Origin of the sequence: Microbacterium sp. PI-1 (genome assembly GCF_004337555.1) — a bacterium.
Classification (GTDB): Bacteria; Actinomycetota; Actinomycetes; order Actinomycetales; family Microbacteriaceae; genus Microbacterium; species Microbacterium aurugineum.
Genome location: NZ_SJYZ01000006.1, coordinates 121083 through 134204 on the forward strand (window position 1 = coordinate 121083; position 13122 = coordinate 134204).

A 13122-nucleotide genomic window follows, 5' to 3' on the forward strand; every position below is an offset into this window, starting at 1 on the left:
CGGGCGCGATCCGGGATGCGCATGGCAAGGCCGGTGGCGTGGGAGGTCCGTTGGGATGGCCGACGGCGGCGCAGGCATGTGGTTTGCCGAATGGTGGCTGCTCGCAGTCGTTCCAGAACGGGACGATCAATGTGGATGGCACGGGGAAGGTGACGATCGCCCGCTAACGTCCCGAGCGCGCGATGTCTTCGAGCGCTGCGGCCACGCGACGCGCTCCCTGTCCGTCGAATACGTGATTACACGCGGAGAAGAGCCGCTCACGAAGCGACTCTTCTGTGATGAGCCGCTCGACCCCGTGTGCGATCTCCGGCGCGGTCCCCGGGGGCGCCGGAAGGTCGGTCAGATCGATGCCCAACGAGAGCCCACCCTCGACCAATGCGCGCAGGCCCGGTCTCTGGTTGTCCACGACCGCGATGAACATCGAGGGAACGCCGATCGTGCAGATCTCCCAGGCGCTTGTCCCCGTCGCCGACACCACGACGTCGGCGCCAGCGAGAAGCTCGGGGAGAGCCGGTGTCGGAGCCAATGAGCGGAAGCCGGGCCGGTCGGCGATCAGTGCGTCTACGTCGTCCTGCCAACGCGGGGCCACGACGAGAGTCACCTCGACCGGCATCGGCAACGACAGCAGCTCGCGCGTGACTGTCACGATCGCTCCGGTCGGGTCGCTTCCTCCCATGAAGGACAGGACTTGCGGAGGCGACGTCAGGGGACGAAGCCGGTCCCGCTTGAGGCGCACGATGTCGGCCCGCACGAGCGCGAATGGAGCCCCGATGAGAGAGTGCTCCCACGGGAAGTCCGCGGCACCGAGGTTCTGATCCAGATACAGATCCACGATGAGACCACGGTGATCCGCATCGACGATGGCGAGCGTCGGCGTCACGCGAGCCATCGCGTTCACGCTATCGACGTCGATCACGTAGGAATCCACGACGACCACGTCGAAGGAATATGCATCCTCATCGGCCCAGGCGAGGTCGTGTGCCTGCACATGCTCGTGTCGTACGCCCGCCTCTGCCACACGCTCGATCAGCCAGGTGATTCCGCCGAGCTCGCCACGGAGAAGAACTTCATGACCGCGTGCGCGTAGCTCTTCGGCGAGCGTCAGACACCGCATGACGTGGCCCGTGCCGGTCTCGAACGTCGCGTCTGCGCGGATCAGGCACCTCACGGGTAATATCCTAGACAGTCGGCGGTCAACGTGATTCTCAGAGTACGACCGTCGTTCCCGGACTTGGAGGATCATCATTACCATCTTGCAGGACTCGTCGATTCTCGTCACGGGGGGCACTGGCTCGTTCGGGAAGGCGTTCATTCGCTACGCATTGGACAACCTCGGTCCCCGTCGAATCGTGATCTACTCGAGGGATGAGCTGAAGCAGTACGAGGCCCGTCAGATGTTCGCCGATGACCCGCGTCTGCGCTGGTTCATCGGCGACATCCGCGACCAGGATCGACTGCGAAGGGCTATGCATGAGGTCGACTATGTCGTGCATGCAGCGGCACTCAAGCAGGTCGACACCGCTGAGTACAACCCCTTCGAGTACGTGAAGACCAACATCGTCGGCTCGCAGAACGTCGTCGAAGCCTCGATCGACGCCGGTGTGAAGAAGGTCGTCGCGTTGTCGACCGACAAGGCCTCGAGCCCTCTCAACCTCTACGGTGCAACGAAGCTCGCCGCCGATAAGCTCTTCCAGTCGGCGAATCACTATGCTGCGAGCTACGTGACTCGTTTCAGCGTGGTGAGGTACGGGAATGTGATGGGAAGCCGCGGCTCAGTCGTTCCCTTCTTCCGCAAGCTCGCGGCCGAGGGGAAGCCGCTGCCGATCACTGACAGCCGGATGACACGCTTCTGGATCACGCTCCCTCAGGCCGTGGAGTTCGTCGTCGACTCGTTCGATCAGATGCAGGGAGGCGAGTTGTACGTGCCGCGAATCCCCAGCATGAAGATCACGGATCTCGTCGAAGCGATCGCGCCCGGAGCCGAGACGTACGAGATCGGGATCCGTCCAGGCGAGAAGCTGCACGAAGAGATGATCAGCCTCGACGACGCGCGACGAACGCTTCGACTGGGCGATCGATTCGTGGTGCTGCCGACGATCGCCAACTGGGGCTTCAATCCGCCACAGGGTGAGGATCTCCCGGACGGATTCGCGTACCAGTCCGACAGCAACGACCTGTGGCTCGATGCCCAGGGAATCCGCGAGATCCTGGAAACCTTGGACTAGTGGCACAGCCGATCCCCTACGGTCATCAGTACATCGATGAATCGGATGTCGCCGCTGTCGCCGCAGCATTGCGAGGCGAGTGGCTGACCACAGGTCCCACGGTCGCCGCGTTCGAGGCCGAGATCGCCGCGATCGCCGGGACGGACGACGCTGTGGTGGTGACGAGCGGAACCGCTGCGCTCCACGTCGCGTACGCGGCCGCCGGAGTCACTTCCGGGGACCAGGTCATTGTGCCCGCTCTGACATTCGCCGCGACGGCGTCGACCGCATCGTTGCTCGGGGCGGAGATCGTCTTCGCCGATGTGGAGGAAGACACCGGCAACATCGACCCTGAGTCGGTCGCGGCCCTCGCTACAGAGCGGACGGCCGTCATCTCGGCCGTTGACTACGCGGGTCATCCGGCTGATATCGATGTGCTGCTGCCGATCGCCCGCGCGGCTGGGGCTTTGGTCTTGGAGGACGCGGCGCACTCCATCGGCTCGACTCTCCGAGAGCGCCCGGTTGGTTCCCTCGCCGATCTGACGACGTTCTCATTCTTCCCGACCAAGAACATGACGACGGCGGAAGGGGGCGCCGTCGTCTCTAACTCCGAAGCTCTGATCACTGCCTCTCGGGGATTCCGGGGGCATGGACTCGTCCGCGACCGAGCTGAGCAGCGGTATCCGAACGAGGGCCCGTGGCATCAGGAGATCCACAAGCTCGGGCTCAACTATCGACTCCCCGATGTCCTCTGCGCGCTCGGAGTCAACCAGATCCGCCGGCTCGCCGAGTTCAAGGCGTCACGGACCGCGGTGTTCGAGCGCTACCAGGACGGACTCGGCGACCTCGACGGACTCACCCTTCCCACGAAACGCAGCGACGTGGACCCCATGTGGCATCTGTTCCCGGTGCGCGTGCATGATGGTCGTCGCCGCGAGGTTTTCGAGCGCCTGCGCGAGGAGGGCATTCTCGTCCAGGTCAACTACATGCCTGTGTACTGGCATCCCTATTACGAGGACCTCGGGTATCGTCGGGGGCTGTGCCCCGTCGCGGAGCGGTACTACAGCGAAGAGATCTCCTTGCCCATGTACGCGCATCTCGACGCAAGCGACCAGGACCGCGTGATCGAAGCTCTGCGTTCGATTCTCGCTTGAGGAGACATTGTGAACGATACGAAACAGCGCCCCCTGATCATCGCCGAGATCTCGGGCAACCACAACGGATCACTCGAGCGAGCGCTGGAGATCGTCAGGGCAGCGGCGAAGGCCGGTGCGCACGCCATAAAGATCCAGACCTATACGGCGGACACGATAACCCTAGATGTCGACACGCCAGCGTTTCGTGTCAGCGACGATCATTCCCTCTGGGGCGCGCGAACGCTCCACTCCCTATATGAGGAGGCGCACACGCCCTGGGAATGGCACGCCCCGATCTTCGCTCTGGCGCAGGAGCTCGGGATGCTGGCCTTCAGCACGCCGTTCGATGAAACGGCCGTCGAGTTCCTGGAGAGTCTCGACGTACCGATGTATAAGATCGCCTCGTTGGAGATCGTCGATCTGCCGCTGATCGAGCAGGTCGCGTCGACCGGCAAGCCCGTGATCCTCTCCGTGGGGACCGCCTCGATCGCTGAGGTGGCGCAGGCGGTGGAGGCCGCCCGGCGGGGCGGATGTGCGGATCTGACGCTCTTGGCGTGCACGAGCTCGTATCCTGCGGAGCCGGACGACGCCAACCTGCGGCGGATTCCGGTGATGAAAGAGATGTTCGGCGTCGACGTCGGCCTTTCCGATCACACGATGGGCGTCGGGGTGTCGATCGCGGCTGTCGCGCTGGGGGCCACAGTGATCGAGAAGCACGTCACCCTGCGTCGCGCGGACGGGGGAGTGGATTCGGCATTCTCTCTGGAACCCGAGGAGCTTCGACTGCTGGTCGAGGGCTGCGATGCGGCTGTGCGCGCGCTTGGTAGTGCGGACGTGTGGGCTACGGGTGCGGAGTCCGAGTCTCTCCGGCTCCGCCCGTCGCTTTACGTCGCCGCAGATGTAAAGGCAGGTGATGCCGTGACGACCCACAACGTTCGCAGCGTGAGGCCTGCGGGCGGCCTGCCACCTTCGGACCTGCCGCGCGTGCTGGAGCGAACCTTCGTCAGGCCGGCGGCAAAGGGAACTCCGGTCAGTTGGGACCTTCTCCGCTGAGTTGCGTGGACGTTGCTGGAGCCGATGTCATCCTGATAACGCCATCTGCTGACCGGTCCATCTCCGTGAACCCGCCCGCAGCGAACAGAGATCGGCTAGCGGTGTTCTCTTCTCTGACTCGCGCTATGACGTTCGTCGTCGAGGGGTGCGCCGCTGCGTAGGTGGCCATCCCCGCCCGAAGAAGTGGCAAAGACAGCCGTCTTCCTCGTTGGGCCGGTGCAACCGTGATGCTGACCTCGGCGGCGCCCGCCTCGTCCTGATCGAAGCGAACCGTTCCGATCGCTGTCCCACCCACCTCGCCGATGTACAGCGTGCGGAGAGGATCGCTGAGTGTACGTGTCAGCCAGGCGACGTGGGTCTCCCAATCGACGCTCGCGGAACTCAATGAGGCGACACGCGTCTCGGGATCATTCCGCCAGGACAGGAGGAGACCAGCGTCCCCGGGCGTTACGGCGCGGATGATGATCACGGTGATCATCCTAACCGTCGTCCCGAATACACTAGGGACATGGTGCTCGCGATCCTCCAGGCCCGAACAAGCTCTGCACGGCTCCCTGGCAAGGTGCTTTCACCGATTCTCGGAGTTCCGCTGATCCTTCGTGCTCTCGAGCGAATCGCCCGATCCCAGCGGATCGATGCGATCGTTCTTGCAACGTCCACGGATCGGAGTGACGATCTGCTTGCGGAAACTGTCGCAGACGCGGGGTATCGGGTGCACCGTGGACCGCTCGACGACGTGCTCACCCGATTCATCCAAGTGATCTCCGGTGAGGACGATTCCGAGGCGATCGTGCGCCTCACCGGAGACAACGCACTCTGCGATCCTTCGGTGATCGACGATGTGATCGACGCGCATGAGCGAAGCGGGGCCGACTACACGGCGAACACGCTGGAGCGTTCGTATCCCAGGGGGCTCGACGTCGAGGTGATCCGGGCAGCCGCTCTCCGGGAAGCGGATCGGATCTCGAACGCGCCGGACGAACGCGAACATGTCACTCTAGGCATCTATCGACGTCCTGACGTCTTCGCACTGCACTCCGTCACGCAGCCGCAGAATCGATCAGATCTTCGTTGGACCGTGGACTATCCGGCAGATCTGGAGTTTGCTCGTGGTATCTACGAGCGTCTCTACGATCAGCAGCCGGCGTTCGGCCAGGCGGAGGTGCTTGCGCTGCTCGAGGAGAACCCGGAGCTGGTTCGGCGCGAGTCCGATCAAGGGTGATCTCTGCGTCGTTCAGTTGTCTCGCCGGGCCAGGGGATAGACTACTCGGGCTTGCGACGGCACCCGCCGTCGCGTCCGAATGAGTGGGCCAGTGACTGAAACCCGAGATCTTTTTGCCGCCGTCCCGCGTTCCGAGTTCGATACCCCGGGAAAAAGCCGCGGGCTGATCGATGTCGTGCGCTGGCGCTATCTTCTGAGCCTTCTGGTGCGCACAGGCGTGACCACGCGCTATCGCAACTCCGTGTTGGGATGGACCTGGTCGTACGTGCGACCTGCAGCGCAGTTCCTCGTCTTCTGGATCGTTCTCGGGCTCTTCATGAACCTCGACAAAGGCATCCCGAACTACGCTGTCTACCTCTTCTCCGGAATCGTGGTCATCAACCTCTTCTCCGAGGCGTTCAAGAACGCGACGACTTCGATCGTGGGCAACGCGCCTCTTGTGCGCAAGGTGTTCCTCCCCCGGCAGCTCTTTGCTGTATCCGCCGTGATCGTGGCCTTCGTGCACTTCCTCCCGCAAGTCGGGCTTCTCCTCATTGTGTGCGCTCTCCTGGGCTGGTTCGCGCACGTGTCCGTTCTCGCGGTGCTCGCGATCGTGGCCGCGATGATCATCGTGATGGTATTCGCGCTCGGCCTGGGTCTGCTCTTCGGTGCTGCGAACGTGCGGTTTCGGGACGCTGAGAACATCGTCGAGTTGTTCTTGTTGCTTGCGACATGGGCATCGCCGGTCTTGTATTCGTGGGTCATGGTTCAGGACGCCGTCGTGAAGACCCTGGGTTGGCCGCAGTGGCTCGTCGAGGTCTACCTACTAAATCCGCTCACGCAAGGCGTCGAGCTCTTCCATTTCGCGTTCTGGCGTCCCGCGACGGAGGCGATGACCTCAGCCCCCGGCTATGCCGGACTTCCTATGGATGCTCTCCCGCCCGGCCTTGCGATGAACACGCTTTGGACGTTCATCATCGCGATCGGGACACTGTTGATCGGCCAGTTCGTCTTCCGCCGCCTCGAGGGAAAGTTCGCCCAGGATCTATGAGCACGACGCAGACACTTCGTCCCAGCATCATCATCGACGGCGTGAAGAAGCACTTCACGCTCAATCACGCTTTTTCGCTCAAGGACACCGTCGTTTCTTGGTTCAAGCGGCGCAAGCTCACGAGCCAGTTCGAAGCGCTCAAGGGCGTGGACATCAGCATCGGCGAGGGGCAGTCAGTCGCCATCCTCGGGTTCAACGGCTCGGGGAAGTCGACGCTGCTCAAGCTGATCTCCGGCGTGATGGAACCTGATGAAGGGCAGGTGTTGACTCGGGGACGCGTGGCTGGACTCATCGAGGTCGGTGCGGGTTTCCATCCGGAATTGTCCGGCCGGGAGAACGTCTTCCTCAACGCCGCGATCCTCGGAATGAAGAAGCATGAGATCGAGGGGCGCTATGACGAGATCGTGGCGTTCAGCGAGATCGAACAGTTCATCGACCAGGAAGTCAAGCACTATTCGTCGGGTATGTTCATGCGTCTGGCCTTCTCCGTCGCCATTCACGTAGAACTCGACGTGCTGTTGGTGGACGAGATCCTTTCTGTCGGCGATGCTCCGTTCCGAGAGAAGTGCCGTCTGAAGTTCGAGGAGCTGATTGCTCAGGGCAAGACGCTCGTGATCGTGAGTCACGACATGGAGATGGTTCGGGAACTCTGCACCAGAGGCATCGTGATCAACCGAGGTGAAGTCGTTTACGACGGTGACGTCGAGGGTGCGATCGCCCTGGTGGACGCCTGATGCTGTCGTGGGCCGGGCAAGTTCCCGCGCTCCTCGTCGCCATAGCGGTCATCGTGTTGCCTGGCCTGCCAGCCGCGATGTGCCTGAGGGCTAGCCCATTGCTGCGGGCGGGAGCCGCCGTCGCGCTTTCGCTCGGGATCGTTGCCACGGCAACCGTGATCGCGCCCGTCTTCGGCCTCGCATGGTCTCCGCTGCCCGTAGCCATCGTCGCATCGATCGTCACTGCTATCGCGTCGTTGCTGCGCTGGACAGGGCGGGGCGTTCCTGGGCTCGGTGGTTCGCGGACACCTGCTGTCTGGGGCGCGCTGGGTGCCGCATTCACCGGCTGGGTCGTGGTCGTGGCGCTCGGTATTGCCGATCCGACGCACCCTAGCCAGCTCTACGACGGACTATTCCATCTGAACGCGGTCGAGTTCATCACCCAGACCGGTGATGCGTCGCCCCTCCACATGACGATGGTGACGCCTGGCGCCGCGACGGGCACGTATCCCACGCTGTGGCATGCGATCGTCGCCTTGGTCGTGCCTGTCTCAGGAGGCGTGGTCACCGCGACGAACACTGTGACGGTGGCGGTGATCGCCGTGATCTGGCCGCTCGCGATGGCTTGTCTGGCATCAATCCTCTTCCCCTCACGCCCGTCGGTGGCGGTGTGGGCGCCGTTGGTTGCTTTCGGCTTCAGTGTCTTTCCGCTCGGCTTCCTGACCTGGGGGGTGCTGTATCCGAACCTCCTAGGCAACCTGCTTCTCCCTCTTCTTCTTTCCTTCATCGTGCGATGCTTCGAGCCCGGCGACGGAAGAGCAGGGAAGGCCCTGTGGATCCTCACCGCAGCGGCAACAGCCGCAGCGGTCGCTGCTGCCCATCCGTCATCTCTTCTCGCGGGCGTGGCCCTCAGCGTGCCGTTCGTGGTGTGGAGAGCGCTTCGGCTCTGGCCGACGGGCGGCACGACGCGTCGTGTGGTGCTTGTCGGATCGCTGCTGCTCGGCGGCGGACTGCTGATCGCGGTCTGGCTCGCCGCGAATGTGACGACTCATGAATGGCTGCCGAACGAAACCATGAGCCAGGCATTCGGTGAGGTGGCGTTCCTGAGCCCGGTCGGGCGCACTGCGGGTCTCCTTCTCGGTCCTCTCGCCGCGATCGGTATCTGGCGGGTCGTGAAGGATCGTCAGTGGTGGATCCTGTACTCGTATGGCGTGAGCATCGCCTTTTATCTCGCTTCGGCGTGGTTCCCTGTGCTGTCGCTCCGAAGCCTTGCCGTCGGCGTCTGGTATGACGACACGACCCGGGTGGGAGCGCTTCTCGCGATGTGGGGCATCCCGTTGGCCGGACTCGGAGCCGCCGTGGTCGTCTCCTGGGTGGGTGACCGCTGGCGCAATGGATCCCGCCTTCTCGCAGGCGCGATCTCAGGGCTCTTGGTGCTGGGCGCTGCGACCCACATTCCTGCGGTCGTCAATGACCTCTCCTACATGAGGAATTCGAGTTTCGCGTTCACCCCGGACTCGCAGGGTCTTTCGTCTGATGAAGCGGCCCTGTTCGAGAAGATCGCGGGGCGGCTGAACAGTGAAGACATCGTGCTCGGCGACCCCTTGACCGGGGCCGGACTCCTCTTCGCGTACACCGGGCACCGTGTGGTCTTCCCTCACGTCACCGGCCGCTATGGAGCCGACGCTGAGCTGCTGGCACGCAGCTTCTCTGAAGGAGGCGAGGTCGTGTGTGATGCGGCCGCGCGTCTTGGAGTGACCTTCGTGCTCGACTTTGGGGATCGTCAGCTGTTTGAGAATCACTGGACAACGTTCGATGGTCTGCACCACCTTGCCGATTCGCCGTTGCTCAGCGAGGTCGATCGCGTTGGCGACGCCGTTCTCTATGAGGTCACTGGCTGCGGGTAGTGCGGTCCTCGTCTTCTTCCGCGTCGAGCAACGCGATCTTACGTGCCAGCAACGTCAGCTGTCGTTGTAGCTGCAGGTTCCTTCGATACTGCGTGTAGACGAAGGTGAGGAACATCAGGACAAGGGCGTAGAGAAGCAAGTCTGTGCCTCGTCCGACACCGATGAGGGTAGCGATCCATGTGAGCCACTGCGGGAAGAGCACGGAAAGTATCGCCGCGAGGATGAACAGCATCATGAGTAGGCGGCGGATAGCGAGGTGACTGTCGGCACCGGTTCGACGCATCACGATCAGTCCGAGAACGATGATCGCGGCGATGAGGAGGAACTGGATCCACATGCTCAGCGCACCACCAGATCGACGAGGATGTTGACGGAGTTGAGCACGCTCTGGCCTTTGCTCTTGGAATAGTCGGTATACAGGAGTTCGACCGGGTGCTCACGCCACGGGAGGCCCGTGCGCCCGAGTTCGAGGACGATCTCCGTGGCGTGCGCCATTCTGTCTTGCTTGAGGTCGATCTTTGCGGCGGCGTCGCGCCTGATCACACGGAGCCCGTTGTGCGCGTCGGTCAACTTCATGCCGGTCGTGAGGTTCGTGACGCGGATGGCTGTCTTCAACACGACTTTCTTGATCCAACCCGGGTCCGTCCGATCGTCGAGGAATCGCGATCCGAACACGATGGCGACGTCTTCAGTTCGGGCGAACTCGAGCATTTCGATGGCATCTTCGATCCGATGCTGACCGTCCGCATCGAATGTGACGATGTACTCGCAGGAATCGTGGGCCAGAGCGTACTCGATCCCGGTCTGGAGCGCGGCCCCCTGTCCGAGATTGACGGGGTGCTTCACAAGATGTGCCCCCTTTCGCGCTGCGACCTCGGCAGAGCCGTCGGTCGACCCATCATCGACGCAGACCACGTGGGGGAAATGTGGCAGGAGGCTCGTGATGACGTCTCCGATGACGCTCGCTTCGTTGTAGAGCGGTATCACGATCCATGCGGTGCTGTCGGCTTCGGAGCCGATCGGTGTTTCGCTCATGCAACCATTCTGACAGGGCGGGTGCGTGCTTTCGGCCATTCGCCAGGTGTCGCACCCGCAGCCGATAGACTAGGGAGTGCGACTGCCATGTCACGGTGGCGCAGGAAGCGTGCGAAGTGACCCACCCTACTCCCGTCCGGATTGTCGAATCCGCAGATGTGTCCCCGGCCGCGAGTGTGGGGGACGGCTCGTCCATCTGGCATCTCGCTCAGGTGCGTGAGCAGGCTCAGCTCGGCGAGAACTGCATCATCGGTCGAGGCGCGTACATCGGGACGGGCGTCGTCATGGGAGACAACTGCAAGGTGCAGAACTACGCGCTCGTGTATGAGCCGGCGCGCTTGGGCGACGGCGTCTTCATCGGTCCCGCCGTGGTTCTCACCAATGACACGTACCCTCGCGCGATCAACGAGGACGGCACGATCAAGAGCGCGCACGACTGGGAGCCTGTCGGCGTGACGATCGAGCGCGGGGCGGCCATCGGCGCGAGGGCCACCTGCGTAGCGCCGGTGACCATCGGCGCCTGGGCGACGGTCGCTGCCGGCGCCGTCGTCGTCAAGGACGTCCCCGCTTTCGCGCTCGTCGCCGGCGTCCCCGCGAAGCGCATCGGCTGGGTGGGGGAGTCGGGTGTACCGCTCGTCGTCGGTGATGACGAGAACACCTGGGTGTGCCCCTCGACGGGCGCGCGCTACATCGAGACTGACGGAACACTGACCAAGGAGATCGTGTGAGCGAGTTCATTCCCCCGGCAAAGCCCATCATCGGCGACGAGGAGCGCGAGGCCGTCGATCGCGTGCTCCGTAGTGGCATGGTCGCGCAGGGGCCGGAGGTCGCCGCCTTCGAGCAGGAGTTCTCGGCGCATTTCGTGCCCGGTCGACCGTCCGTTGCGGTGAACTCGGGTACGGCAGGCCTCCACCTCGGCCTCCTGGCGGCCGGGGTCGGACCGGGCGACGAGGTCATCGTGCCCTCGTTCACCTTCGCCGCGACCGGCAACTCGGTCGCGCTCACGGGCGGAACGCCGGTGTTCGTCGACATCGAGCCGGAGACGTTCACTCTCGACCCTGCGGCGGTCGAGGCCGCGATCACCCCGAAGACCAAAGGGATCCTCCCGGTGCACCTTTACGGGCACCCCGCGCGGATGCGTGAGCTCGAGGCGTTGGCGGCGGAGCGCGGCGTCGCTCTCTATGAGGACGCGGCGCAGGCGCACGGTGCATCGCTCGACGGTCGTCCGGTCGGCTCGTTCGGCGAGTTCGCGATGTTCAGTCTCTACCCGACGAAGAACATGACCAGCGGCGAGGGCGGGATGGTGACGACCGCGACCGATGAGCTCGCACGTCAGGTGAAGCTCCTGCGCAACCAGGGCATGGAGCGCCAGTACGAGAACGAGGTCATCGGCTTCAATGCACGCATGACCGACATCCACGCCGCGATCGGTCGCGTGCAGCTGACCAAGGTCGACGCCTGGACGAAGACCCGCCAGTCCAACGCCGCGTTCCTCGACGCGAACCTGCAGGGCGTCGTCGTCCCGCCGGTCGCCGACGGAGCGGTGCACGTGTACCACCAGTACACGATCCGCGTCCCCGAGGACCGCGATGGATTCGTCGCCGCGCTCAAGAGCGAGTACAACGTGGGTGCGGGCGTGTATTACCCCATCCCGAACCACCGCTTGCCTTCGCTGACGCACTTCGCGCCGGGGCTCGACCTTCCGGAGACGGAGCGTGCCGCGCGCGAGGTCGCATCGCTGCCCGTGCACCCGTCGCTGAGCAGTGACGACCTCGAGCGCGTCGTCGCCGCGGTGAACGCCGTCGCGAAGGCAGGCGCCTGATGGTTCTGCGTGCGGGCGTGATGGGGCTGGGAGTGATGGGGCGCAATCATGCGCGAATTCTTGCCGGGCTCACGGGAGTCGAGTTCGTTGGTGTCTTTGACCCGGCGGAATCCACACCGGATTTCGTTCACGACCGCCCTGTGTTCCGCGACCTCGACGAGTTCCTCGCCCAAGACCTCTCATACGTGGTCGTCGCCGCTCCGACTGTCTACCATCTCGAGATGGGTACGCGTTTGGCGGAGAGTGGCATCCACGCGTTGATCGAGAAGCCGGTGGCCTCCACGAGCGAGGATGCTCGCGCCTTGCGGGATCTCTTCGACGCGAAGGGGCTGATCGGCGGTGTCGGCCATATCGAACGATACAATCCTGCGTTGCAGGCCGCGCGTCAGCGGATCGAGGCCGGCCTTCTGGGTGACATCTATCAGGTGACCACGCGGCGCCAAGGTCCGTTCCCTGGGCGCATCGCGGATGTCGGGGTGATCAAGGACTTGGCGACTCACGACATCGACCTGACGGCGTGGGTGACACAACAGCAGTACGTGTCTGTCAATGCACGCACCACGTTCCGCAGTGGTCGTCCGCATGAGGACATGGTGCTGGCGGTGGGGACGCTTTCTTCGGGAACGATCACGTCGCACACGGTGAACTGGTTGACGCCCTTCAAGGAACGCACGACCGTGATCACGGGCGAGAAGGGCTCGCTCGTCGCGGACACGCTGACGGCAGACCTGACGTATTTCAAGAACGGGACGATCCGCAGCGAATGGGAGCAGGTCTCGACCTTCCGTGGTGTCGTCGAAGGTGATGTCACCCGTTTCGCGCTCGAGCGCCGTGAACCGCTACTCGCCGAACACGAGGCTTTCCGCGATTCGGTGATCAACGGGGCGGCGAAAGGTATCGTGACGCTCGACGAGGGGGCCAAAGTGGTGCAGATTGCTGAAAGGATGGCCGCGGACGGACTGTTGCATCGACCATCCGCGGTAGTCGAGTGAAGCGGCCT

The 13122-nt window shown here is 63.6% G+C and carries 13 protein-coding genes; 10 read left to right on the plus strand and 3 right to left on the minus strand.

Annotated elements, in window-relative coordinates:
• Window positions 1-163 precede the first annotated feature (163 nt).
• Window positions 164-1168 carry a hypothetical protein gene (locus E0W80_RS07585; protein WP_131491941.1) on the minus strand — a complete coding sequence of 335 codons (1005 nt, stop codon included), beginning with the start codon at window positions 1166-1168 and terminating at the stop codon, window positions 164-166.
• 85 nt (window positions 1169-1253) lie between these two features.
• Here E0W80_RS07585 and pseB point away from each other — a divergent pair, with 85 nt between their 5' ends.
• The 7 genes from pseB to E0W80_RS07625 all read left to right on the plus strand — a co-directional run bounded on the left by pseB (window position 1254) and on the right by E0W80_RS07625 (window position 9265).
• Window positions 1254-2225, plus strand: coding sequence for a UDP-N-acetylglucosamine 4,6-dehydratase (inverting) (pseB, locus tag E0W80_RS07590; protein WP_227991530.1), 972 nt, complete (start codon window positions 1254-1256; stop codon window positions 2223-2225).
• Window positions 2225-3358, plus strand: a complete 1134-nt coding sequence (locus E0W80_RS07595) for an aminotransferase class I/II-fold pyridoxal phosphate-dependent enzyme (RefSeq protein ID WP_131491943.1) — start codon at window positions 2225-2227, stop codon at window positions 3356-3358. The genes pseB and E0W80_RS07595 overlap by 1 nt, the downstream gene beginning before the upstream one ends.
• 9 nt (window positions 3359-3367) lie before the next feature.
• The gene (gene pseI, locus E0W80_RS07600) at window positions 3368-4393 is read left to right on the plus strand and encodes a pseudaminic acid synthase (protein ID WP_227991535.1); all 1026 of its coding nucleotides are present in this window, start codon (window positions 3368-3370) and stop codon (window positions 4391-4393) included.
• A 508-nt stretch (window positions 4394-4901) separates the two neighbouring features.
• The gene (locus E0W80_RS07610) at window positions 4902-5615 is read left to right on the plus strand and encodes a glycosyltransferase family protein (RefSeq protein ID WP_131491946.1); all 714 of its coding nucleotides are present in this window, start codon (window positions 4902-4904) and stop codon (window positions 5613-5615) included.
• Window positions 5616-5706: 91 nt separating this feature from the next.
• On the plus strand, window positions 5707-6645 hold the full coding sequence (locus tag E0W80_RS07615) for an ABC transporter permease (RefSeq protein ID WP_227991538.1): 939 nt from the start codon (window positions 5707-5709) through the stop codon (window positions 6643-6645).
• The gene (locus E0W80_RS07620; RefSeq protein WP_131491948.1) at window positions 6642-7379 is read left to right on the plus strand and encodes an ABC transporter ATP-binding protein; all 738 of its coding nucleotides are present in this window, start codon (window positions 6642-6644) and stop codon (window positions 7377-7379) included. Before E0W80_RS07615 ends, E0W80_RS07620 begins: the two co-directional genes overlap by 4 nt.
• A complete protein-coding gene (locus tag E0W80_RS07625; protein WP_131491949.1) occupies window positions 7379-9265 on the plus strand; it encodes a DUF6541 family protein in 1887 nt (628 codons plus the stop codon). The genes E0W80_RS07620 and E0W80_RS07625 overlap by 1 nt, the downstream gene beginning before the upstream one ends.
• Here the strand turns inward: E0W80_RS07625 and E0W80_RS07630 are convergent.
• Both E0W80_RS07630 and E0W80_RS07635 read right to left on the minus strand, forming a co-directional pair.
• Window positions 9249-9602 (minus strand): DUF2304 domain-containing protein, encoded by a 354-nt coding sequence (locus tag E0W80_RS07630; protein ID WP_131491950.1) that lies wholly within the window; start codon window positions 9600-9602, stop codon window positions 9249-9251. The two genes, E0W80_RS07625 and E0W80_RS07630, sit on opposite strands and share 17 nt — an antisense overlap.
• Before the next feature lie 2 nt (window positions 9603-9604).
• On the minus strand, window positions 9605-10300 hold the full coding sequence (locus tag E0W80_RS07635) for a glycosyltransferase family 2 protein (RefSeq protein WP_131491951.1): 696 nt from the start codon (window positions 10298-10300) through the stop codon (window positions 9605-9607).
• Between the two features lie 158 nt (window positions 10301-10458).
• Here E0W80_RS07635 and E0W80_RS07640 point away from each other — a divergent pair, with 158 nt between their 5' ends.
• The 3 genes from E0W80_RS07640 to E0W80_RS07650 are packed head-to-tail and all read left to right on the plus strand — an operon-like array spanning window position 10459 to window position 13114.
• Entirely contained in the window at window positions 10459-11028 is a 570-nt protein-coding gene (locus tag E0W80_RS07640) for an N-acetyltransferase (protein ID WP_227991542.1), read from the plus strand.
• Window positions 11025-12122, plus strand: coding sequence for a DegT/DnrJ/EryC1/StrS family aminotransferase (locus tag E0W80_RS07645; RefSeq protein ID WP_131491953.1), 1098 nt, complete (start codon window positions 11025-11027; stop codon window positions 12120-12122). Before E0W80_RS07640 ends, E0W80_RS07645 begins: the two co-directional genes overlap by 4 nt.
• Complete coding sequence (locus tag E0W80_RS07650) at window positions 12122-13114, plus strand: Gfo/Idh/MocA family oxidoreductase (protein WP_131491954.1); 993 nt, start codon at window positions 12122-12124, stop codon at window positions 13112-13114. Before E0W80_RS07645 ends, E0W80_RS07650 begins: the two co-directional genes overlap by 1 nt.
• Window positions 13115-13122 lie beyond the last annotated feature (8 nt).